At 70.1% G+C, this 22,752-nt stretch carries 22 protein-coding genes; 13 read left to right on the forward strand and 9 right to left on the reverse strand.

What is annotated here, in order from left to right; all coding sequences use genetic code 11:
- The first annotated feature begins 142 nt into the window (after window positions 1-142).
- From BXU09_RS09105 to BXU09_RS09120, 5 genes are all read left to right on the forward strand, one after another.
- Window positions 143-1,996 (forward strand): ABC transporter ATP-binding protein, encoded by a 1,854-nt coding sequence (locus BXU09_RS09105; protein WP_078301993.1) that lies wholly within the window; start codon window positions 143-145, stop codon window positions 1,994-1,996.
- 25 nt (window positions 1,997-2,021) lie between these two features.
- Window positions 2,022-2,156 (forward strand): hypothetical protein, encoded by a 135-nt coding sequence (locus BXU09_RS21900; RefSeq protein WP_276205837.1) that lies wholly within the window; start codon window positions 2,022-2,024, stop codon window positions 2,154-2,156.
- Window positions 2,153-2,914, forward strand: a complete 762-nt coding sequence (locus tag BXU09_RS09110) for an aldo/keto reductase (protein ID WP_240501138.1) — start codon at window positions 2,153-2,155, stop codon at window positions 2,912-2,914. Before BXU09_RS21900 ends, BXU09_RS09110 begins: the two co-directional genes overlap by 4 nt.
- 196 nt (window positions 2,915-3,110) lie before the next feature.
- Complete coding sequence (locus tag BXU09_RS09115) at window positions 3,111-4,130, forward strand: Gfo/Idh/MocA family oxidoreductase (RefSeq protein WP_078301995.1); 1,020 nt, start codon at window positions 3,111-3,113, stop codon at window positions 4,128-4,130.
- Between the two features lie 58 nt (window positions 4,131-4,188).
- A complete protein-coding gene (locus BXU09_RS09120) occupies window positions 4,189-5,124 on the forward strand; it encodes a quinate 5-dehydrogenase (protein ID WP_078301996.1) in 936 nt (311 codons plus the stop codon).
- Window positions 5,125-5,130: 6 nt separating this feature from the next.
- Here the strand turns inward: BXU09_RS09120 and BXU09_RS09125 are convergent, their stop codons facing one another.
- Window positions 5,131-6,072, reverse strand: coding sequence for an aminoglycoside phosphotransferase family protein (locus BXU09_RS09125; protein ID WP_168174579.1), 942 nt, complete (start codon window positions 6,070-6,072; stop codon window positions 5,131-5,133).
- Window positions 6,073-6,136: 64 nt separating this feature from the next.
- Here BXU09_RS09125 and xpt point away from each other — a divergent pair, with 64 nt between their 5' ends.
- From xpt to msrB, 3 genes are all read left to right on the forward strand, one after another.
- Window positions 6,137-6,718, forward strand: a complete 582-nt coding sequence (gene xpt / locus BXU09_RS09130; protein ID WP_078301999.1) for a xanthine phosphoribosyltransferase — start codon at window positions 6,137-6,139, stop codon at window positions 6,716-6,718.
- Window positions 6,719-6,873: 155 nt separating this feature from the next.
- Window positions 6,874-8,436, forward strand: a complete 1,563-nt coding sequence (locus BXU09_RS09135) for an acyl-CoA carboxylase subunit beta (protein WP_078302001.1) — start codon at window positions 6,874-6,876, stop codon at window positions 8,434-8,436.
- Between the two features lie 106 nt (window positions 8,437-8,542).
- Window positions 8,543-8,995, forward strand: a complete 453-nt coding sequence (gene msrB / locus BXU09_RS09140; RefSeq protein ID WP_078302002.1) for a peptide-methionine (R)-S-oxide reductase MsrB — start codon at window positions 8,543-8,545, stop codon at window positions 8,993-8,995.
- A gap of 59 nt (window positions 8,996-9,054) precedes the next feature.
- On the opposite strand, the gene BXU09_RS09145 is transcribed toward msrB, so the two are convergent.
- The 3 genes from BXU09_RS09145 to BXU09_RS09155 all read right to left on the reverse strand — a co-directional run bounded on the left by BXU09_RS09145 (window position 9,055) and on the right by BXU09_RS09155 (window position 12,490).
- Entirely contained in the window at window positions 9,055-9,882 is an 828-nt protein-coding gene (locus BXU09_RS09145) for a CAP domain-containing protein (protein WP_078302004.1), read from the reverse strand.
- A 210-nt stretch (window positions 9,883-10,092) separates the two neighbouring features.
- Window positions 10,093-10,806, reverse strand: coding sequence for a hypothetical protein (locus BXU09_RS21905; protein WP_078302006.1), 714 nt, complete (start codon window positions 10,804-10,806; stop codon window positions 10,093-10,095).
- A 232-nt stretch (window positions 10,807-11,038) separates the two neighbouring features.
- Window positions 11,039-12,490 (reverse strand): ATP-binding protein, encoded by a 1,452-nt coding sequence (locus BXU09_RS09155; RefSeq protein WP_078302007.1) that lies wholly within the window; start codon window positions 12,488-12,490, stop codon window positions 11,039-11,041.
- Between the two features lie 128 nt (window positions 12,491-12,618).
- On the opposite strand from BXU09_RS09155, the gene BXU09_RS20240 reads away from it, so the two are divergent.
- Complete coding sequence (locus tag BXU09_RS20240) at window positions 12,619-12,966, forward strand: hypothetical protein (protein WP_144012044.1); 348 nt, start codon at window positions 12,619-12,621, stop codon at window positions 12,964-12,966.
- Between the two features lie 76 nt (window positions 12,967-13,042).
- Here the strand turns inward: BXU09_RS20240 and BXU09_RS09165 are convergent, their stop codons facing one another.
- The 3 genes from BXU09_RS09165 to BXU09_RS09175 all read right to left on the reverse strand — a co-directional run bounded on the left by BXU09_RS09165 (window position 13,043) and on the right by BXU09_RS09175 (window position 15,119).
- Window positions 13,043-13,546 carry a hypothetical protein gene (locus BXU09_RS09165; protein ID WP_078304904.1) on the reverse strand — a complete coding sequence of 168 codons (504 nt, stop codon included), beginning with the start codon at window positions 13,544-13,546 and terminating at the stop codon, window positions 13,043-13,045.
- Between the two features lies 1 nt (window position 13,547).
- Window positions 13,548-14,456 carry an EamA family transporter gene (locus BXU09_RS09170; RefSeq protein WP_205684140.1) on the reverse strand — a complete coding sequence of 303 codons (909 nt, stop codon included), beginning with the start codon at window positions 14,454-14,456 and terminating at the stop codon, window positions 13,548-13,550.
- A 141-nt stretch (window positions 14,457-14,597) separates the two neighbouring features.
- Complete coding sequence (locus tag BXU09_RS09175; protein WP_144012045.1) at window positions 14,598-15,119, reverse strand: DUF1697 domain-containing protein; 522 nt, start codon at window positions 15,117-15,119, stop codon at window positions 14,598-14,600.
- 55 nt (window positions 15,120-15,174) lie between these two features.
- Here BXU09_RS09175 and BXU09_RS09180 point away from each other — a divergent pair, with 55 nt between their 5' ends.
- The 4 genes from BXU09_RS09180 (at window position 15,175) to BXU09_RS09195 (ending at window position 18,487) form a co-directional block, all read left to right on the forward strand.
- The gene (locus tag BXU09_RS09180) at window positions 15,175-15,606 is read left to right on the forward strand and encodes a GNAT family N-acetyltransferase (protein WP_144012046.1); all 432 of its coding nucleotides are present in this window, start codon (window positions 15,175-15,177) and stop codon (window positions 15,604-15,606) included.
- Window positions 15,607-15,837: 231 nt separating this feature from the next.
- Window positions 15,838-16,332, forward strand: coding sequence for a hypothetical protein (locus tag BXU09_RS09185; RefSeq protein WP_078302012.1), 495 nt, complete (start codon window positions 15,838-15,840; stop codon window positions 16,330-16,332).
- A 71-nt stretch (window positions 16,333-16,403) separates the two neighbouring features.
- Complete coding sequence (gene gatB, locus BXU09_RS09190) at window positions 16,404-17,840, forward strand: Asp-tRNA(Asn)/Glu-tRNA(Gln) amidotransferase subunit GatB (RefSeq protein WP_078302014.1); 1,437 nt, start codon at window positions 16,404-16,406, stop codon at window positions 17,838-17,840.
- Window positions 17,837-18,487, forward strand: a complete 651-nt coding sequence (locus tag BXU09_RS09195) for a hypothetical protein (protein ID WP_078302015.1) — start codon at window positions 17,837-17,839, stop codon at window positions 18,485-18,487. The genes gatB and BXU09_RS09195 overlap by 4 nt, the downstream gene beginning before the upstream one ends.
- Window positions 18,488-18,541: 54 nt before the next feature.
- Here the strand turns inward: BXU09_RS09195 and BXU09_RS09200 are convergent, their stop codons facing one another.
- On the reverse strand, window positions 18,542-20,581 hold the full coding sequence (locus BXU09_RS09200) for a cation:proton antiporter (RefSeq protein WP_078302017.1): 2,040 nt from the start codon (window positions 20,579-20,581) through the stop codon (window positions 18,542-18,544).
- 63 nt (window positions 20,582-20,644) lie between these two features.
- Complete coding sequence (locus BXU09_RS09205; RefSeq protein ID WP_078302018.1) at window positions 20,645-22,684, reverse strand: tetratricopeptide repeat protein; 2,040 nt, start codon at window positions 22,682-22,684, stop codon at window positions 20,645-20,647.
- Window positions 22,685-22,752 lie beyond the last annotated feature (68 nt).

Raw genomic sequence — 22,752 nt, forward strand, 5'->3', positions numbered from 1 at the left:
CTTTCAAGGCTCCCCTTGAGGGGAGCTGTCAGCGCAGCTGACTGAGGGGTTCCCTGCGAAGCAGAGGGGTTGCCTGCGAAGCGGCCGCCCGTTCCAATTCCCGTTCCCCATTGTCCTCCTGCTTCCCGCGTACCCTGTTCCTATGTTCTCCCGTCCTGGCCGCTCTGCTTCGCCCCTGAGTCCGGAGGGTCCGCGTGTGAAGCGGGATCCGCGTCAGCTGGTGCGGTTGCTGGCGTTTGCGCGGCCGTACCGGGCGTTGTTCGTGGTGGGGTTGCTGGCGACGCTGGTGTCGAGCGGGTTGAATCTGGTGTTCCCGGCGTTGTTCGGGCGGTTGATCGATGCGTCGTTCCTGCGGGTGGGTTCGACGGATACGTCGCAGCTGGACCGGACGGTGGTGTTGCTGCTGGGGATTTTTGCGTTGTCGGCGGTGTTCGGGGCGGCGCAGTCTTACCTGCTCTCGCGGGTGGGGGCGGGCGTGGTAGCGGACCTGCGGCGGGCGGTGTTCTCGCACCTGCTGACGCTCTCGCCGCGTTTTTTCGGGGAGCATAAGACGGGGGACCTGACGAGTCGCCTGACGTCGGACGTGGGGACCGTGCAGACGGTGACGAGTACGGCGCTGGCGCAGCTGGCGGCGCAGACGGTGAGTCTGGTGGGGGCGGTGGTGCTGCTGATCAGCACGAGCGCGCGCCTGAGCCTGCTGACGCTGGCGGTGATTCCGCTGGTGATCGGGACGGCAGTGGTGGTGGGGCGGCAGATCCGCCGGGTGAGCCGTGAGGTGCAGGACGCCGTGGCGGGCGCGAACGCCAGTGCCGAGGAGGCGATCAGCGGGGTGCGGGTCGTGCAGAGCTTCACGGCGGAGGGCGTGGAGCAGGGCCGGTACGGCGAGGGGGTGCTGGCGAGCTTCCGGGCGGCGCTGCGGCGGGCGCAGTGGCAGGCGCTGATGGCGGGCGTGATGAGTTTCCTGACGTTCGGGGCGCTGGCGGTGGTGCTGTGGTACGGCGGGCGGCAGGTGATGGCGGGGAGCCTGACGCCGGGGAATCTGGTGACGTTCCTGTTCTACGCGCTTCAGGTGGGGGGAACGGTAGCGGGCCTGACGGGGATCTTCAATCAGTTTCAGGAGGCGCTGGGCGCGTCGGGCCGGATTTTCGAGCTGCTGGACGAACGCAGTGACTTGCCGCAGCCCGCGCAGCCGGCGCCGCTGGTGCGCGCGGATGGCCGCGTGACGTTCAGCGGTGTGACCTTCGCCTACGAGGGGGAGGGCGAGCCGGGGGCCAGGGAGCGCGGCGCGGTGCTGCGGGACGTGACGCTGGACGTCCCGGCGGGGCAGGTCGTGGCGCTGGTCGGGCCGAGCGGGGCGGGGAAGACGACGCTGGTGAACCTGATTCCGCGCTTCTGGGATGTGACGGGCGGCACCCTGCGCGTGGATGGCCGGGACGTGCGCGAGTACGCCCTGACGGACCTGCGGGCGCAGGTGGGGCTGGTGCCGCAGGAGACGCTGCTGTTCAGCGGCACGGTGCGCGAGAACATCCTGTACGGCCGCCCCGGTGCGCGCCCCGAGGAGGTCGAGGCGGCGGCCCGCGCGGCGAACGCGCACGAGTTCATCATGGCCTTCGCGCAGGGCTACGACACGGTGGTGGGCGAGCGGGGCGTGAAACTGTCCGGCGGGCAGCGGCAGCGCGTGGCGATTGCGCGCGCGGTCCTGAAAGACCCCCGCATCCTGATTCTGGACGAGGCCACCAGCGCACTGGACAACGAGTCCGAGTCGCTGGTGCAGGCGGCGCTGGAACGGCTGATGCAGGGCCGCACGACCTTCGTGATCGCGCACCGCCTGAGCACCATCCGGAATGCCGACCGGATCGTGGTGATGGACGGCGGCCGCGTCGTCGAGGACGGCCCGCACGCCGCGCTGATCGCGCAGGGCGGCCTGTACCGCGACCTGTACGAATTGCAGTTCCGCGCGCAGGAGGAAGGCCGGGCGGAACTGAGCGTCCCCTGACGCTGGCGGGTGCAGAATGCCGGGCATGGAGCAACGGGACTTTGGAACGACCGGCCTGCGCGTCTCGGCGCTGGGCCTGGGCGCCGGACAAATTGGGGACGCGGCGCTGACCGAGGAGCATGTCGGGACGCTGCTGAACCGCGCGGTGGACCGGGCGTGACCCTGATCGACACGGCGCGCGGGTACGGCCTCAGCGAGGAACGCATCGGGCGGCACCTGTCGTACCGGCGGCACGACTTCATCCTCAGCAGCAAGGGCGGGTACGGCGCGGACGGCGCCGACGACTGGACCCCGCAGGCGATCCGCCTGGGTATCGAGCAGGCCCTGACGCGGCTGCGCTGCGACTGGATCGACATCTTCCACCTGCACTCCTGCCCCGCAGACACGCTGCGCCGCGAGGACCTGCTGGGCGCGCTGGACGACGCCCGCGCGAGCGGCCTGATCCGCGTGGCGGCGTACAGCGGCGAGAACGAGGCCCTGGCCTGGGCCGCGCAGTCTGGTCGCTTCGGCAGCCTGGAAACCAGCGTGAACCTCGCCGACCAGTGGAGCCGGCATCAGGTGCTGCCCACCGCGCACGACGCCGGACTGGGCGCGATCGCCAAGCGCCCCATCGCGAACGCCGCGTGGCGCTTCGTGCAGCGTCCGGCCGGTGACTACGCCGAGACGTACTGGGAGCGGCTGGGCCGGCTCGACCTGAACGGCGTGCGCGAGGCCGCCGGGCTGGACTGGACACAGTTCGCGCTGCGCTTCAGCGCGTACGCGCCAGGGGTTCACAGCGCCATCGTGGGGACCGCCAGCATCGAGAACTTGGAACGCAACGTCCGGATCGTGCAGGAAGGCCCGCTGCCGCTGGACGTCCTGACGCACATCGAGGCCGCGTGGCGCGCGCACGGCACGGACTGGGGCGGCGAGGTCTGATACGGACTCCGATTGAATGGGCTGCAAAGCCCGTTCAATCCGAGCGTATGCGACTCGTAGAGCTGCTCCGCAGAGTAAGAGAGAAACGGGTTCCGGACGTGGAGCCGGCAATCCGGTGAAGTTCCGGATTGTTGGCGAAACAAACGGAATCCGTATGACCCCAGGCGCGCCGCGCCGACTGCGGTAGGCTGCGGGTATGACTGAACCTGCGTTCTGCTGGGGGCTGCTGGGCGCCGCCCGCATTGCCCGCGCCCTGATTCCCGCGATCCGCGAGGCGGGCGGCGAGGTGGCGTTCGTGGGCGTGCGCGACCCGCACTCGGCGCGGGCGCAGGCCTTCGCGCAGGAATGGGGCGTGCAGGTCGCCGGAACGTACGACGACCTGATCGCGGCTGACGTGCACGCCGTGTACAACCCCCTGCCGAACGACGCGCACCTGCCCTGGACGCTGGCGGCGCTGCGGGCCGGGAAGCACGTCCTGACCGAGAAGCCCCTGACCCTGAACGCCGCCGAGGCGCAGCAGCTCGCGGACGCGGCGCTCCAGGCGGGCCTCACGCTGCTGGAGGCCTTCGCGTACCGCTTCCAGCCGCACATCCTGCGGATCGTGGAACTCGTGCGGGGCGGCACGCTGGGCGACGTGCGGTCCGTACACGGCGCGTTCGGGTTCCACATGACCAACCCGGACGACTTCCGCTGGAACGCCGCGCAGGGCGGTGGGGCGCTGTTCGACGTGGGCACCTACCCCGTGAACCTGATGCGCCTGCTGCTGGGTGAACCGCAGGCCGTGACCGCCGCCGCCCGCTGGACCCCCGCCGGGGCGCAACCCGGCACAGGCGACATCGACGTGGCCCTCAGTGGCACCCTGGACTTCGGGGGCGCGCTGGGCAGCCTGGACTGCGCCTTCGACTGGACCGACCCCAGCTTCAGCCGCCTGACGGTCGTGGGCACGCGCGGCACGCTGGATGTCCCGCGCGTGTACCACAGCCACACGCACGAACCCGTGACCCTGCACCTGAACCTGGGCGGCCAGGAAAGCCGCGAGGAGTTCCCGCCGTCGAACGGGTACGCGCGCATGGTCGCCCACTTCCAGCGCACGGCGCGCGGACAGGAAGCGGCGCTGTACCCCCCCGCCGACGCCGTGGCACAGGCACGGGTGCTGGACGCCCTGTACGCCTCGGCCCGCACGGGAGCGCGCGTGACGCTGGACGCGCACGCCTGAACCGGACGCGCCGCGTGCCCCCACGCGTAGAATGGCCCCCACGCGTAGAATGCCCCGCATGACCGATCCCCTCCAGGGCTGGCAACCTGCGCCGGCCGGGCACAAGCACGTCGTCAGCGTCAGCCTGGGCGGCAGCGCCCGCAACGCCCGCGAGACCACCACCGTGCTGGGGCAGCCGTTCATCATCGAACGCATCGGCACGGACGGTGACGCCAGGAAGATGGCGGCCCTGTTCCAGGCCCTCGACGGCCGCGTGGACGCCTTCGGGCTGGGCGGCGCGGACCTGTACCTGCTGGCCGGCGGGAAACGCTACACCTTCACGAACGTCCGCAAACTCGTGGCCGGGGCGCGCATCACCCCGGTCCTCGACGGCAGCGGCCTGAAAAACACCCTGGAACGCGACGCCATCGCGCAACTCGACCCGGTCCTGAACTGGCGCACGCAGAAAGTCCTGATGGTCTCCGCCGTGGACCGCTTCGGCATGGCCGAGGCCCTCGCCGGGCACGGCGCCGACATGGTGTTCGGGGACATCGTGTTCGGCCTGAACGTCGACCGGCCCCTGCGCAGCATCACGTCCCTGCAACGCGTCGCGCGGCTGATCCTGCCCGCCCTGACCCGCCTCCCGCAGGACTGGTTCTACCCGACCGGCGCCAAACAGGACACCAGCGTGCAGGGCAAAGGCACGCGCTACTACGCCTGGGCCGACGTGATCGCCGGCGACACCCTCTACGTCAAACGCTACGCTCCGCAGGACCTGAGCGGCAAGACCATCCTCACGCAGACCATCACCCAGGCCGACCGCGACTGGATGAAGGCGCGCGGCGTGGCCCGCCTGATCACCACCACGCCCCGCATGGGCAGCCGCAACTTCGCCACCAACGTCCTGGAAGCCATGTTCGTCGCCCTGAGCGGCAAACGTGAGGCCCTGACCGGCCCCGAATACCTGGAGTACATCCGACAGGTCGGGTTCAGACCCGAAATCAACGAGCTGTGACCTGCGTCAGCGTCGGGCCGCCAGCGCCTCCTGCCACTGCGGCACGCGCGGACTGACGCGCAGCAACCCCATCAGGGCGGTGGCGGGGCGGGTGTACCACAGGTCGCCGTTCTCGTGCGCCTCCGGCTGCCGCGTGAGGTAGCGGGTGGCGTTGTCCAGCGTGTACGCCAGCACCCGCAGGGTCAGGGCGTCGCCTTCGGTGCCACTGGCCTCGTGGTACCCGGCGAGCAGGTCCGGCACGGCCAGCGGCCCGGAATAGCTGAGGTCCAGGGCCGGGTCGCCCCACCCGGCGTCCCCCCAGTCGATCAGGGCCGTCACCGCGCCGTCGCCGGTCACCATCAGGTTTCCGGCGTGCAGGTCGTTGTGCAGGAACGCAGGGTGCGCGGGCGGTGGATTCTCGCTCAGCAGGCGGGCGGTCAGGCCGGTCGCCCAGTCGGCCTCGGCGGTGCCCAGCCGCTCGCCGGTCAGGACGCGCGTGCGGGTGCGGACCGGGTGGGGCGGCGTGATGGCTTTCAGGTGCCCGTGCGGGTCGGGCGCGTCTGTCACGCCCGCGTGCAGGGCGGCCAGGGCGCGGCCCGCCTCCCGCCACGCGCGGGACAGGCGCGGGTCACCGTAGCCCCAGCCCAGGCCGTCCAGGCTGCGGCCCGGCGCGAAGGCGTACAGCGTCACCGGGGCGTCCAGCACCGCGCGCGCGTCGTCGAACACCAGCAGTTCCGGCGTCGGAATGCCCGCCCGCACCGCTGCGGGCACGGCCACACTCTCGGTCAGGGCATCCTCGATGTCGCCGGGCATCGGCACGCGCAGCACCACGTCCCGACCGACCCGCCGGGCGCGGTACACGCGGTTCACGATCCCCACGCTCGGCAGGCGCGTCAGGGGCGATTCCAGGCCGAACTGCTGCGCGAAGGCCGCCAGCTCACCCGGCGTCAGGTCGGGAAGGTCAGACACCCCCACAGTCTGACGTCCAGACGCACCGACCTGCATCTGCTATGTGACGGGTACACTCCGGGGCATGCAGGCACTCGTGGACGCGATTCGGCAGCAGGGTGAAGTTCTTCCCGGTGGGATTCTCAAGGTGGACGGACTGGTGAACCACCAGCTGTTGCCGCACCTGACGCGCGAGATGGGCGAGGTGTTCGCCGCGCACTTCGCGCCGCTGAACCCCGGCAAGATCGTGACCATCGAGGTCAGCGGCATCGCGCCCGCCATCGCGACGGCCATGGTGCTGGGCGTGCCGATGGTGTACGCCCGCAAGAAGAAACCCGTCACCATGAAGGAACCCGCGTTCACCGCGCAGTCCGTCAGTCGCACCAAGGGCGGCGTGGTGGACCTGTTCATCAGCAGCGAGTTCCTGGGCGCCGGGGACCGCGTGGTCGTCATCGACGATTTCCTCGCGTCGGGCGGCACGTTGCGCGCCCTGGCGGGCATGATCGAGGTCAGTGGCGCCGAGCTGCTGGGCATCGGCTGCGTCGTGGAAAAGCAGTTCGAGGACGGCCGTGAGAAACTCGCTGACCTGAACGTGCCCATCCACACCCTGGCGAACATCGTCCGCATGAGCGAGGCGGACGGCATCGAGGTCGAAGCGGGGAGATAAGAGGGAGTTGGGTTGTAGGAAGTGGGTGGGGTTTGACAGCGGCGGCCAGGTCACGCACACGCTGTTGGCCATCCGCCATCCGCCATCCGCCATCCGCCCTCTGTTCCCGGCCCGGTCACGCGTGCGCCTAACGCGCGTTTGGATACCATGCGGGCATGACAAATCCGGGCGTGGAGTTACAGGAACTGATCGCGGCGATGGAGCAGCGCCGCACGCGGGTCGAGCAGGGCGGCGGGCCCGAACGCCTGAAGAAGCAGCGGGACGGCGGGAAACTCACGGCCCGCGAGCGGATCGACGTGCTGCTCGACCCGGGTTCCTTCCTGGAGATGGGCACGTTCGTGGAGCACCGGGGCGGCCGCCTGATGCAGGGCGTGGACGCGCCGGGCGAGGGTGTCGTGACCGGGCGCGGCACGATCCACGGGCGGCAGGTGTTTGTGTTCAGTCAGGATTTCACGGTGCTGGGCGGCTCTCTGGGCAAGATGAATGCCGCGAAGGTCACGAAGATCATGGACATGGCCGCCAGGACCGGCTGCCCGGTGATCGGCCTGAACGACAGTGCCGGGGCGCGCATTCAGGAGGGCGTGGATTCGCTCAGCGGGTACGGCGAGATCTTCTACCGCAATGCGATCTACTCGGGCGCGGTGCCGCAGATCAGCGCGATCCTGGGTCCCTGCGCGGGCGGCGCGGTGTATTCGCCAGCCCTGACGGATTTCATCCTGATGAGTGGCGGCAGCAGTTACATGTTCATCACGGGTCCCGAGGTGATCAAGTCCGTGACGCGTGAGGACGTGACCTTCGACTCGCTGGGCGGCGCGGACGTGCACACCCGCAAGAGCGGCGTGGCGCACCTGGAGTACGACGGTGACGAGGCGGTCCTGGCGGGCGTGCGGGACCTGCTGGGTTACCTGCCGCAGAACGCCCGCGAGAAGGCCCCCAGTCAGCCGACGGGCGACCCGGCCGACCGGACGAACGAGCGGCTGCTGGACATCGTCGTGCCGGACCAGCGCAAACCGTACGCCATGCACGCCGTGATTCACGAACTGGTGGACGACGGCACCTTCCTGGAAATCCAGCCGAACTGGGCGAAGAACATCGTGGTGGGCTTCGCGCGCCTGAACGGCGAGTCGGTGGGCATCGTGGCGAACAACCCGCGCGTCATGGCGGGCACTTTGAACATCGACGCGTCGGACAAGGCGGCGCGGTTCATCCGCACCTGCGACTGCTACAACATCCCGATCCTGACGCTGGTGGACGTGACGGGCTTCCTGCCGGGCGTGGCGCAGGAGCACGCCGGGATCATCCGGCACGGCGCGAAGATGCTGTACGCGTACGCCGAGGCGACCGTCCCCAAGGTCACGCTGATCACCCGCAAGAGTTACGGCGGCGCGTACCTCGCCATGAACAGCCGCGACATGGGCGCCGACGTGGTGTACGCGTGGCCGACGGCCGCCGTGGCCGTCATGGGCGCCGAGGGAGCGGCGAACATCGTGTACCGCCGCGAAATTGCGGGCAGCGAGAACCCCGACGCGACCCGCGCGCAGAAGATCGCCGAGTACAAGGACGCCTTCGACAACCCCTACGTGGCCGCCAGCAAGGGCTACATCGACGATGTGATCCCCATGGAGGATACCCGCCGCGTGCTGATCCAGACCTTCGCCATGCTGCGCGACAAGGAAGAGGCCCGGCCCTACAAGAAGCACGGCAACATTCCGCTGTAAGTGGGCAGCGGGCTGTGGTGAGTGGGGGGGACGCTGGCCCCGACCCACTCACCACTTCCTACTCTCGGTCACCGTCATGCCCGGCCTCCGCGCCTAGACTGCCCGCATGACTGACAAGCCGTTCGTGAAACCGTCGGATACCGAGCTGCGCGAGCGCCTGACGCCCATCCAGTACAGCGTGACCCAGCACGAGGGCACCGAGCGGGCCTTTACCGGCGAGTACTGGGATCACACTGGGGAAGGCATCTACGTGGACGTGGTGAGCGGCGAGCCGCTGTTCTCCAGCCTCGACAAGTACGACGCCGGGTGCGGGTGGCCCAGCTTCACGCGGCCGATTCCCACTGTCACGCTGACCGAGAACACGGATTACAAGATCGGGTACGCCCGCACCGAGGTCCGTTCGGTCGCGGCGGACTCTCACTTGGGGCACGTGTTCCCGGACGGCCCGCAGGAGCACGGGGGCCTGCGGTACTGCATCAACTCGGCGGCGATGCGCTTCGTGCCGCTCGCGGAGCTGGAAGCGCAGGGGTACGGCGAGTACCGGGCGCTGTTCGGGTAACGGGCAACAGCGGGGAGGGGGAGGCCAGCTGCAGCCTCCCCCTCCCCGTGTTGTGACGGTCAGCGGGTGCCGAGGTTCTGCACCCAGTAGTGGCCGAATTCGGTGCCTGACTTGTAGGCATACCCGACGCCGAGTTCCCTGAAGTTGGGATTCATGATGTTTTTGCAGTGACCCTCGCTTTTCAGCCAGCCGTCCACGGCTGCCTGCGCGGTGGGCTGTCCTGCAATGATGTTCTCACCCCAGGTGCGGTAGGCGTATCCGGCGGCGGCGATGCGCTGCCCGGCGGTGCGGCCGTCCTTGCTGGTGTGGCTGAAGTAGTTCTGGGCGGCCATGTCGGCGGCGTGGCCCTGCGCGGCCTGCCCCAGCTGGGTGTTCAGAGTCAGGGCGGGCGCGGCGGCGTAGGCGGTGGCCCCGCAGGTGCGGCCCTGCGCGCGGGCGGCGTTCGTGAGATCCAGAATCTGCTGCGCGAAGCCCGTGCCGGGTGCTGGGGCGGGGGTCGGGGTGGGCGCGGCGCCGCTGATGGTCAGTGGGAAGTCGATGAAGGCCGACGCGTTGCGGCTCAGGGCGGCGCGGACGGTGGCGTTCCCGCCGCCCACAGGCGTGACCAGTCCGGTCTGCGTGACCGTGGCGACCGCCGCGTTGGTGGTGGTCCACACGAGCTGGCCGGGCGCAGGGGCGCGGCCGCCGACCGTGACGTTCAGTTGCGTGGACTGCCCCACGATCAGTGCGACGGGGCTGGCGACGCCCTGCGGGGAGAGCGTGTCACTGACGTTCCCGGCCGGGTCGGTCAGGGTGGGGGCGCTGCCGGTGCCGCTGTTGCCGCCGCAGGCGCTGAGGGTCAGGATCAGCAGGGCGACACTGGCGCCGCGCAGGGGTTGGGGGAGCATGAGGGCATTAGAACGTGCCGAAATCTCTTTACCATGAGGAAACCTTTCTCATTTCTCATCTGGCCTGCGCGGTGGCGGGGGTGCTGACCCCCCGTCCAGTGAGGAGAATTTCACAGACTGGGGGCGGATTCCTGGCAATCGCCACCTGTCAGCAGCGCCGCCTCATCTGAGGTTCATGCGAAACCGGGCCTGCTCCTATCTGCCCCTCCACTACCTGCGCTGGGTCGGTGCGCCCAGCGCGGGAACCAGCAGGCCGTACCGTATGTCCGTGACTGCGTGCAGGAACGGCCCGTCCCACTCCACTGCGGCGGGCAGCGTGACCGTCAGGTCCTCGCCCAGCCCCGCCGCCGCGTTCAGCAACGCCGCGCCCACCCCGGCATCGGCCGCGCCCCACAGGTGCGCCGCGCCTCCCGCCCCACGCGCCTGCCACAGCAGCGACCCGACCGGCTGCCCATTCCGGTACGCCATCAGCAGCGCGAAGGCCCCGGCAGCGGCCTCCAGCGGCCCCGCCAGTTGCCGCGCCAGTCCCGCCGCCCACCCTGGCGTGCCGTGCGCCGCGCACAGCGCCCCCGCCCACGCGCTCAGGTGCAGGCGGCCCACCTGCTCGACCACCACCGAGGCGTCAGGCGGGTTCGGCTGACCGGCCCAGTCGCCGACCCGCACCCGCGCGACCTCCTGCACCTTCAGGCCCGCCGGGACCTCCCCGCCCGCCCAGGCCACCAGCGGCGGCAGCCCCTGACCCTCATGCCAGTCCTGCACGTCCCGCAGATTCACGCCGGTCACATCACCCGGCAGGAACGTCGCGTTCAGTGCCAGCACGTTCACGCCCGGCGTCAGCAGCGTCGTCGCGCCCCCCTGCTCCCGCTGCACCACCGACAGCGGCGCGTGAAACTCGATCAGATCAGCCAGGGCAGAGGGCAGCACCCCCCCAGGGTAATAGGAAGCAGGCCGCAGGAAATGGGGAGCGGACGGGACGCCCGCCCCGATCCACTCCCCACTTCCTGCGGTTCGCCTGCTGTCTCATCGGATTCTGTCTGTTTCGTTGACAGATCGGAACACCACCGATCTGCCAACTCCACGCCCGGAACCCGTTCCGCTCCCACTCGCATCCGCTCGGATTGAATGGGCTTTGCAGCCCATTCAATCGGAATCCGTATCAGTTCCAGCGGCCGCCGCGCTGCTGGCGCGTTTCGGCTTCCGGCGCGGCGTACAGTTCCTCGGCGCGCGAGAGTTTCTTGCGGCCGTACAGGCCTTCCAGGATGAACTCGGCGGCCGACACGCGCACGGCGTCGTCGCTGCTCGCGGCGACCTCGGCCGCCAGATCACTCAGGCCTGGCACTTCCCCGGCTGCTTTCAGCGCGGCGGCGCTGTCCCCACCCTGCGGGAAGCGGAACACGTTCCCGGCCTCGAACCACTTCTCCAGGTCGCGGGTGTTCGCGCTGCCGTAGTTGCGGGCGTACGTGGCCCCGGCCGCCTTACGGATCACGTCTTTGGCGACCTGATCGGCGCCCTTGAGTTCACCCTCGTACTCCAGTTCCATCTTGCCCGTGATGGCCGGCAGGCCCGCGTACACGTCACTGACGCGCACGACCGGGGCGTCCCCGGCCACGAGGCTGCGGCGCTCGGCGTTCGCGGCAGCGACCTCCATCAGCGAGATCGGCAGGCGCTGCGACACGCCGCTCAGTTTGTCCACGCGGCCGTCCTCGCGGGCCTGGAACGCGATCTCCTCGATCAGTTCCGCGATGAACGGCGGCACGATCACGCCCTCGGCCCGCGCGGCCTCCTGCGCCGTGATGTCCATGCCCAGGCGCACGTCGGTCGGGTAGTGCGTGCGGATCTCGCTGCCGATGCGGTCCTTGAGCGGCGTGACGATCTTCCCGCGCGCCGTGTAATCCTCCGGGTTCGCGCTGAAGACCAGCATCACGTCCAGTTCCAGCCGGACGGGGTAGCCCTTGATCTGCACGTCCCCCTCCTGAAGGATGTTGAACAGCGCCACCTGCACCTTCGGGGACAGGTCCGCCAGTTCGTTCACCGCGAAGATGCCCCGGTTCGCGCGCGGCAGCAGCCCGAAGTGCATGCTTCTCACGTCACCCAGGCTGGTGCCCAGACGCGCCGCCTTGATGGGGTCCACGTCGCCCACGAGGTCCGCCACCGTCACGTCCGGCGTCGCCAGTTTCTCCACGTACCGGTCCGCGCGTGGGAGCCAGCGGATCGGCAGGTCCAGCCCGTGCGCTTCGAGCAGGTGACGGCCCTCCGCGCCCACCGGGTTCAGCACGTCGTCCGGCATGTCCACGCCCGCAATGACCGGCACTTCCTCGTCCAGCAGGCCCGTGATGGCCCGCAGAATCCGGCTCTTCGCCTGACCGCGCAGACCCAGCAGAATGAAGTTCTGCCGCGCCAGCAGCGCGTTCACCAGCTGCGGAATCACCGTGTCGTCGTACCCGACCACACCGGGGAACAATTCCTCGCCGCTGCGCAACTTGCGGGTCAGGTTCTCCCGCACCTCGTCCTGCACCAGCCGAATGCGGCCGTCGAACGGCGCGCGCCCGGCGTACTCTGCCGTCTGAAGCAATTCTCCCAACGTTCTCGCCTTCGTCGTCACCGTCATGATGGGCGGAACGTACCACGCACCCACACGCGGGAATGTGCGGCTTGCTGGGAATCCCCCACCGCCGCGCCCGCCCGGAAGCCGCAACCTCGCGTGCAGGCCGGATCGCCACCCGCTACGCTGACCGCATGGCCAGTACCCGGACACCCACCAGCCCCGCCGCCACGTTGCTGCTGATCCCCGTCGCCGCACTGACCGTCTGGGCACTCGCCGCCGCCACCCCCGACCTCCAGACGAGCGGCAGCGTCCGCATCCTCCTCTCCGCCGCGTTCCTGCCACTGACCCTCATCACCATCAGCCGCCTCCCCTGGACCACCTTCGCCCTGCTCGCCTGCGGCTGGATCCTCGCCATTCTGGGCCTCACCGTCACCCTCGCCGGAACCGCCAGCTGGGCTACCGGCGCGCCCGCCGTCCTGCTCGCCCTGGGCAGCGCCGCCGGATTCTTCCTGCTGCGCCGCAAGGACAGCGGCGTATAAGCCAGGAGGTGGGAGCCGGCAGTGGGGAGTGGACAGGACGCTGGCCCCGGCCCACGCCCCACTGGCTGCTGCCCGTTTACCCCCCGCTGCTGCTGCTGGCGGCGGAGGCGTCGTGCGCCTGCTGGTCTTCGAGGGCCTTGTACGCGCAGGCGGCGGCCAGAGCGGCAACCTCCACGGGCACGCCGTTCAGGGTGAGGTTCACGTCCTTGCCGTCCAGCACGCCGCCGATGCGGCCGTGCAGGCGGTCACCGCTGACGCGCAGGTCGATGTCCTTGCCGTCAATGCGGCCAGAGTAGCGGCCCCGGACGCGGTCGCCGCTGATCTGGAGGTGCACATCGTCCCCGTCGATGCGGCCGCCGAGGCGCACGCTGACGCTCTGGGCGGTCACGTCGCCATCGGCGTCGAAGCCGGCGAACGTGCCGCCGATGCGGCCGTCCACGTCCCCGGCGCGGACCGTGAGCTTGATGTCCTTGCCCTGGAACGTCCCACCGATGCGGCCGTCCAGGCGTTCGCCGTTCCAGCCCGCGTGCAGGTCGTACCCCTGGGTGACGCCGCCGATCCGTCCGTTCAGTTCGCTCATGTCACCCAGTACGCGCCGGGCGGGCGGCGGGTTGCCGGGCGGCGAGGGCCACACCAGTCACGCACAGCAGCAGGCCGCCCAGCGACAGGGTGCTGAGGCGTTCGCCGTACAGTGCCCAGCTTTCCAGCACGGCCAGCGGCGGCACGAGGTAGAAGAGGCTGTTCACGCGCGCCGCCGGCAGGTCGCGCAGCAGGCGCATGAGCAGCAGGATCGCCCCGACCGACAGGACCAGCACCAGCCACGTGAGGGACAGGATGAATTCCACGTTCCAGTGGATCACGCCGCCCCCGCGCGCCAGGGTGACGGCCCCGAGCGCGGCGGCGCTGACGACGTACTGCGCGGCCGTGCCGCCCAGCAGGGGCATGTCGCCGCCCGCGCGGCGCTGGTAGAGGGTGCCGGCAGTGGTGCAGATCAGCGCGAACGCGGCGGCCAGCAGGGCCGGCCGGCTGGCCGTCGTCTGATTTCCGATGCCCTGCCCGCCCACGACCAGCAGCACGCCCACGAAGCCCAGCGCAAGGCCCGCCCACTGCGGCCGCGTGACCCGTTCCCCCAGCACCGGCCAGGACAGAAAGCCGGTCAGCAGGGGCTGCACGCCCACCAGCACGCTGGTGATCCCGGCGGGCAGGCCCAGCCAGATGGCGGTCGTCACGCCGCCCAGGTACCCGGCGTGCAGCAGCAGGCCCGTCACGCCCGCCCGGCCCGCCTGCGCCCGCGTGGGCCACGGGGCGCGCAGCGCGGCCGTCAGGGCCAGCATCAGCAGGGCCGCCAGGGCGAACCGGACCGTCAGGTACGCGAACGGGTCGGCGTTCCGGGCCGCGCCCTTGGTGCCCAGGAAGCCGGTGCTCCAGAGCAGCACGAACAGCAGCGGCGCGGCCGACAGGAACATGGCGGGCGGGAACTTGCGGGGCATGTGGCAGGCTACGGCAGGAAAGGGCGGCGCGCGGCTCATACGGACTCCGATTGAATGGGCTGCAAAGCCCGTTCAATCCGAGCGGAGGCGAGTGGGAGCAGGGCGGGTTCCGGATTGTCAGCGAAACAAACGGAATCCGTATCAGGTGTCCAGCAGGGCGGCGATGGCCCCCACGGTGCGCTCGTTGCGGACGGTGACGCCCACCCCCAGCGTCCGTTCGATCACAGCGGCCGACAGCTTCATGTTCCGCACGCCGTCCGGCACCGTCTGGTACAGGTGCGGCCCTACGATCTCCCAGCGTTCCGGCGTCACGTCCCGCGCGCGCAGGGCCTCCACACGCTCGGGGGCAGGCGGGTCGCGCAGGAACGCCACCACGACCGGCTCGCTGCGCAGGTAGGCGGGGCAACCGGTTGCCGCCTCCTGCCACTCGTGCGCCGTGCGGAGCGTCACGGGCACCAGGAAACCGAACTGCGCTTCCAGCGCCGCCTCCAGCCGCCCGCGCAGCGCCGGGTCGGGGTCCGCGCCGAACACGGCGTTTCCGCTCTGGATGTACGTGCGGACTTCCCGCAGGCCCAGGCCGGTCAGCAGGGCGCGCAGGTCGGTCATGGGCACCTTGCGCCTCGCCCCCAGGTTCACCGCGTGCAGCAGCGCCACGAAAGTCATATGCAGCCGTTCTACCAGACTTTCGCGGCGCCGGGTGCGGCAGACTGGGGGCCTGATGCGCCCCGTCACACCCGCCGACGCCGCCACCATTGCCGCGCACCGCTACCCGGACGCCCGCGACCTCGCGGAGCGGCCCGTGTACGCCGCGTGGGTGGAATCCGCTCTGCAGGACGGCCTGTATCTGGGCTTCCTGCTGGAGGGTGGGGGAGAGGTGATCGCCGGGGCAGGCGTGACGCTGCTGCACTGGGGTCCCACGCGCGGTGACCCGCAGCCGTGGCGGGCGCGGGTGGTGAACGTCTGGACGCACCCGGACTGGCGGCGCGCCGGGCACGCCCGCACGCTGGTCACGGCCTGCCTGGACGCGCTGCGGGCACGCGGGGTCACGCGCGTCAGCCTGGGCAGCAGCGACATGGCCCGCCCGCTGTACGCCGGGCTGGGTTTCGCGGCCAGCCCGCACGAGATGACCCTGACCCTCCTCCCGGATTGATACGGGTTCCGTTTGTTTCGCCAACAATCCGGAACTTCACCTGATTGCCGGCTCCACGTCCGGCAGCCCGCTGTTGCTCCCACTCGCTTCGCTCGGACCCAGCGGGCTTTGCCGCCCATTCAATCGGAGTCCGTTTGAGCCGCGCTGATCCTGGCGGCACTCCTGCGATCCGCCGCGCAGGCTTCAGGTCCCGCTCACGCGTGGGTCACGCCCGCCCCCTACGGTGGAACCATGCGACCTCTGCTGCTGACCGCCCTGCTCCTGACGCCCCTGCTGAGCCTGCCGCGCGCGGCGGCCGCCGACCTGACCTGCGGGGGGGCCGTGTCGGGCCGCACGGTGCGCGGTGATGTGCAGGTCAGGTCGGGCAGCACCTGCACCCTGACGAATGTGCGCGTGGACGGCAACGTGAAGGTGCCGCGTGGCGCGACGCTGATCCTGAATCGCAGCCAGGTGGACGGCAACGTGGAAACCGACGACGGGTTCCGCAGCGTGACCGTCACCGGGAGCGTCGTGGACGGCAACATCGAGGCCGAGCGGGGCGGGAACGTGCGCGTGGAGAACACCCGCGTGAACGGCAACATCGAACTGGAACGCAACACCGGGACGCTGCGCGTGGCGCGCGCCACCGTGCAGGGCAACCTGAAGTGCGAGGACAACACCCGCGCGCCGGGCGGCGGGCAGAACCGCGTGCAGGGCGACCGGGAAGGCCAGTGCCGGGCGCTGTGACCGGGCGGCGACCGGCCACTCCCTAGCCCGCGCTGGACCGGGCGCGGCGGCGCGGCGGTATTCTGGCCCTCATGTCGTATGTGGCGGTTATTGGTCTGGAAGTTCACCTGCAACTGAAGACGCGGTCCAAGATCTTCAGCGCCTGCCCGCAGGAGTATCACGGGGCGGACCCGAACACGTTCACGGACCCGTTCACGCTGGGCCTGCCGGGCACGCTGCCCACCCTGAACCGCGAGGCGGTGGAACTCGCCATGATGTTCGGGCTGGGCCTGAACTGCGATGTGAGCGGTTTCACGCAGTTTCACCGCAAGAATTACTTCTACCCGGACGCCCCGAAGAACTTCCAGCTGTCGCAGTACGACCGGCCCATCGCCCGCGACGGATTCCTGGACGTGACGCTGCCCGGCGGCGAGGTGAGCCGCGTGCGCATCAAGCGGGCGCACCTGGAGGACGACGCGGGCAAACTGACGCACCCCACGTACGCGCCGTACTCCATGCTGGACCTGAACCGCGCCGGGTCCAGCCTGCTGGAGATGGTCACCGAGGCCGACATCGTGAGCGCCGAGCAGGCCCGCGCGTTCCTGGAGAGCGTGCAGGCCATCGCGCAGGCGCTGGGGGTCAGTGACGCCACGCCCGAGGAAGGCAAGATGCGCTGCGACGTGAACCTCAGCCTGCACAGGGTCGGTGAGCCGTGGGGCACCAAGTGCGAGGTGAAGAACCTCAACTCGTTCCGCTCGGTGGCGCGCGCCATCGAGTTCGAGACGGCCCGGCAGGCCCGCATCCTGGACGCGGGCGGGCGCATCACGCAGGACACGCTGGGCTGGGACGAGGGTGGGCAGAAGACCTTCCTGATGCGCACCAAGGAGGGCGAGGCCGACTACCGCTACTTCCCCGAGCCGGACCTGCCCCCGCTGGACATCACGCCGGAATGGATCGCGCAGGTGCGGGCGCGGATGCCCGAACTGCCCGCACAGAAACTGGAGCGGTACCGCGCGGCGGGCGTGCGCGAGGCCGACGCGCAGACCCTGAGTCTCAGCGTGCCGCTGTCGCGCTTCTACGACGAGGCGCTGGAGACCCAGCCCCGCCCGGACGCCCAGAAACTCGCGAACTGGCTGCTGGGTGACGTGTCCGGCCTGCTCGCCGCGCGCGAGGAGACCCTGGAGGCCAGTCCCCTGCGGCCCGCGCACCTCGCGGCGCTGGTCCGCCTGATCGACGCGGGCACCATCAGCGGCAAGATCGCCAAGGACCTGCTGCCCGACGTGCTGGCCGGCCACGACCCGGCCGCGCTGGTGCAGGAGCGCGGCCTGAGCGTCGTGACCGACACGGCCGCCATCGACGCGGCCATCGACGCCGCCATGGCGGCTGACCCCGCCACCGTCGAGAAGGTCCGCGCGGGGAATGCCAAGGCCATGAACGCCCTGTTCGGGCCGGTCATGAAAGCCATGGGCGGCCAGGCTAAACCGGAAGTGGTGCGCGAACGCCTGAGCGCGAAGCTGGGCCTGTCGTGACCCCCGCCCGCTGGCGCTCCCTGGCGCTGGGGGCGCTGTGGGTGCAGGTCGCGGCGCTGCTGGGCACGGCCGCGTTCTCGCTGTGGCGCTCGGCGGACTTCAGCCGCTACTTCAACGCCGCCGAGGCCCTGATCGCCGCGCTGGTCATGGCGTGGTGGACCACGCTGCTGGGCCGCGCCCTGAACGCCCAGCCCACGCCCGGCACGGACGGCGTCTGGCGAGCCCTGTCCCTGACCTTCCCGTGGCTGACCTCGCTGCGCGGCGCGATGTGGGCGTTGACGCTGTTCAGCGTGCTGGGCGGCGCGGCCCCCGAGGCGAACCCGGTCGCCCTGACCGCCCTGCTGACCCTCTGGGGCGCGGCGATCGTCGCCAGTAACGCCACGTACGGCAGTCTGGCGCGTCTCAGCAGCGAGCCGCTGGCCGCCGCGCCCCGCCGGAAACTGATGGACTGGCTGAACCTCGCCGCGCCCCTGAGCCTCGGCATGGCCGTCATGAACGTCGTGCCCATCCCCGGCTTCGGCGGCGCGCCCACACTGAGCACGCAACTCGTGTACGGCCTGGGCGGCCTGCTCGACGTGGCCGCCACCCTGCTGGCCCTGCGCGCCCTGCGGGTGCAGCCCGTCCCGGGCGGGGAAGAAAGTAGATAGTTGATGGTGGATGGGTGATGGGGGCTGGTCCTCTATCACCTATCCTTGATCCTGCTATTTCGTCCACTGGTGCTCGTAGCAGTACGCCCAGGTTTCGCCCGGTTCGGCGCTGCGGATGACCAGGTGGCCCTGCCGCCGGGCGTGCGCGGTGGCGTGCTTGTTCTTGCTCGAATCGCAGCAGCCCACGTGCCCGCAGGTCATGCACACCCGCAGGTGAACCCAGGTGTCGCCCTGCGCCACGCACTCCAGGCACACGTCCGCCTCCGGGGTGACCGGCCCGGCGTTGTGCGCGGCGTGCTCGCACTGCGCGCGTTGCGTGGCATTCAGGGTCACGGGCGGATGCTCGGCGAGGTGACGGGTGATGTCCGCGCGCGTCACCTCGGGCGGCGTCAGCAGGTCCAGAATCCCGGCCGCCACCTCGCGCGGGGCGGTCAGGATGTGCTGCGCCCCCAGGCTCTGCAACCCCTGGAAGCCCTCGGGGGATGTGGCGCGCGTGATGAGCCGCAGCTCCGGCGCGACCGAACGGACCACGCTGACGGTCCGTTCCGTCATCTCGGTGTCGTCGTCCACGATCACCAGCGCGCGGGCCGAGGCGACATTCAGGTCGCGCAGCAGCCCGGCCCGCATGTAATCCGCGATCAGCACGGGCGCCCCCCGCCCTTCCAGTTCACTGGCCCCGTCCGGGTTGCGGGTGATGACGCTGTACGGCACGCCCGCGCGGCTCAGGGCGCGGGCCGCGAGGCGGGCGTGCGCGCCGTACCCGGCGAACACCACCCGGTCCTCCACCGGCAGGCCGTGCGCGTCGTGCTCGTCCGGTCCCGCCGCCGTCCCGGACGCCACGCCGGCCGGGGACGCGGGGGGCAGGCGGCGGCCCAGCACGTCCGCCAGGGCGTTCAGGGCGGGCGTGAACGCCATCAGCAGCACCGTCGCCGCGATAAACACCCCACCCCCCTGCGCGCCCATACCCGCGAAACTCAGGCCCAGCGCCGTGCCGGTCGCGGCCAGCACGAACGAGAACTCACCCACCTGCGCCGTCAGGAACGCCACGGGCAGCGCCGTCCGTGTGGACTCGCCCAGCAGCCGCACGCTCAGGAACGTCACGCCCACCTTCAGCGCCGCGATCAGCGCCGCCGCGCCCAGCACCACGCCCAGGTTCCCCGCAAGGAACCCCAGGTCCAGCTGCAACCCCACCGACAGGAAGAACGCCGCGCTGAACAGAATCTGAAGCGGCAGGATCTCACCCATCGCCTGCGCCCCGTACCGGCTCTCACTGACCAGCAGCCCCGCCAGGAACGCCCCCAGCGCCAGGCTCACGCCCGCCACGGCCGTCAGGCTTGCCGTGCCGAAACAGAGCGCCACGACCGTCAGCAGGAAGATCTCGCTGCTGCACGTGCGCGCCACGACCTCCATGATCGGCGGCACGATCCGCCGCGCCGCGATCAGCACGAACGCGATGATCCCGCCCGCCTTCGCCAGCGCCACCAGCACGCCCGCCACGCCCCCACCCTGCCCGGCCAGCATCGGGATCAGCAGCACCATCAGCACCACCGCCAGATCCTGGAAGATCAGGATGCCCAGGCTCACCTGACCGGCCGGGCCGTTCGTGTCCCCCCGCTCACCCAGCAGGCGCATCACGATCGCCGTGCTCGACAGCGCGATCAGGCAGCCCGTGAACACCGCGTCCGGCGCGGCCACGCCCGTCAGCAGCAGCGCCCCCGCCGCCACCAGCACCGTCAGGCCCACCTGCAACCCGCCGCCCACGAAAATCTGCCGCGCGATCCGCGACAGCCGCTCCAGACTGAACTCGATCCCGATCGTGAACAGCAGCAGCATCACGCCCACCTCGGACGCCGCCGAGATCAACTCCTGATCCCGGATCAGACCCAGCGCGCCCGGCCCCGCCACCACACCCGCCACCAGAAACCCGATGATCGGAATGAGCCGCAACCGGAACGACAGGTACGCCGCCAGCGCCGACACGCCCAGCAGCAACGTCAACTGCACCAGAAACGCCGGCGGCCCCGTATGAGCCTCCGGGGCGGCGGCCAGGGCAGACCCGGCCAGCAGGAGCGTCAGCAACGCAGAAGGTTTCATACCCCAGCATGCCATCCCGGCACCGCAACCATCAGGGGCGGGCCAGATCAGGTGCGCGGCAGATCAGGCGCTGGCTGGCGCGCCCAGCACCTGACCGGGCGCGGCCGGCAACGACACGAAGAACGACGCCCCCTCACCGGGCCGCCCCTCGGTCCGCACGTGCCCGCCATGCGCGATCACCACGCGCCACACATCCGCCAGCCCCAACCCCAGCCCCTCGAACGACTGCCCGGCCGGCAACTGACTGAACACCCGGAAGAGCCGCTGCGCCGCCTCCGGATCGAAGCCCACGCCGTTGTCCTGCACCTCGATCACGTGCATGCCCCCCTCCAGACTGGCCCGCACCACCACCCGCGCGCCCTCGCGCCGCCGCGAGTGCTGCGTGGCGTTCGCCAGCAGGTTCCGGAACACCATCCGCAGCGCCGCCGCGTCCCCCATCACCACCGGCAGGGCGTGCGTGACCAGTTGCACGTCCGCGCCCGGCGCCAGTTCCGTCCACGCGCCCTGCACCAGTTCTGCCAGCGGCACCGGGCGGGACTCCAGCGGTTTCAGGTGCCGCTCGGCGTACCGCAGCAACCCGTCCAGCATCTCCGACATCCGGCCGATGGACTGCATGATCCCCTCGGCGTGCGCGGCCCGCTCCTCTTCCGGCAGCGTCACCAGCAGGTCCGCGTGCCCCATGACCAGCTGCATGGGCGTCCGTAGGTAATGACTGAGCGACCACGCGAACGCACTGAGTTCCTCGTTCGCCGCCTGAAGTTCCTGCGTCCGCTGCTGCACCCGCGCCTCCAGCTGCGCGTGCAGCGCCGCGACCTCGCCGCGCGCCTGCCCCAGCGCCGTCCGCTGAATGTCCGCCACCGCCTGCGCCCGGTCGAACTCCAGTTCCGCGAGCGCGACTTCCAGACGCTGCCGCTCGGCCTCCCGGTCCAGTTCCGCCTGCAACGCCCGGTGCCGCTCGGCGAACCCGTACGCCTCGCGGTAATCCCCGCGCGCCGCATGTACTTTCGACAGCACGTTCAACGTGCGGGAAAGGTACGGCCGGTGAGTATCAGGCCGGTCCAGCAGCGACAAAGACCGGCTGGCGTGCGCCAGCGCCACTTCCGGGTCGCGCTCCAGTTCCAGTTCCGCCAGTCCCAGCAGCGGCCAGACGACCTCATCACCCTCGGCCAGCCGGTCGTAGATCTCGATGCTGGACATGAAGAAACGGCGCGCCTCGTCCGGACGGCCCAGCGCGGCGTGCGAATACCCCAGCGTGTCGTGCAGGGCGGCGCGCGACCGTTCCACCGGGGTGTCGGTCACGCCGAAGCGCTCGATCACCGCGATGGCTTCCTCATGTTCCCCAGCCCGGTACAGCGCATCGACGTAATTCGTCAGGGTCATCAGATCGTTTGCACTCAACGATTCGGGGGAGAGGATCTCCACCATCTGCTGGAAGGTGGGGCGGGCTCGCTCTATCTGCCCCAGCATTTTAAAAGTGAACGCGATCATGTTCTGCACGGCCACTTGAGGGCCGAGCAGGGTCAGCGCTTCCTTAAATGCGGTCATGGCAGTCGCATACTTACCATTGGTGAAATCAAGCACGCCAATGTTGACACATGCCCTGCCAATCCCGATGGGATAGTTGCTTTCTTTGGAATCCGCCTTGACCCGTTCGAACCAGCTCAACGCCTTTGGAAAATCGTCCTGAAAGTAATCCACATTGCCGAGGATGTTGAAGGCGACGACCCTCTCTACAATGCTGGACAGAGAACCCACATTCTGCTCCAGTTGCCTGTAATCGTCTTCCAGGGTATCTGTTTCGCCATGCACGACGAACAGTTCCAGTTTGCGGGTCAGGGCGCGTGCGCGCTGCTCCGGGTCTGATCCGGCCATCCGCAGGGCCTCGTCCAGCTGCTCGCGGGCCAGGTCGGGTTTCAGGCTGTGAAGGTTCGCCGCTCCCAGCAGAGTCAGCAGCAGCTGCTCGGCCGCCCTGTTTCCTTCGGCTTTCGCCTGCGCCAGCAGCCCGGTGATCGTGGGCAGGGCCGCCTCCGGGCGTTCTTTGGCCTCGTCCAGCAGGTACAGCAGGTCAGGCAGGTTAAGGGAGTGGTGGTCGGCGTCAGGCATGGAGACTCGGGGGCAGTGTAGGCCGGATGCGGCCCGCCTGCGTGTAGGCGTTGCGTGCGGCGCGGCGC

This window comes from Deinococcus sp. LM3 (assembly GCF_002017875.1).
In the GTDB taxonomy this organism is placed as follows: Bacteria; Deinococcota; Deinococci; order Deinococcales; family Deinococcaceae; genus Deinococcus.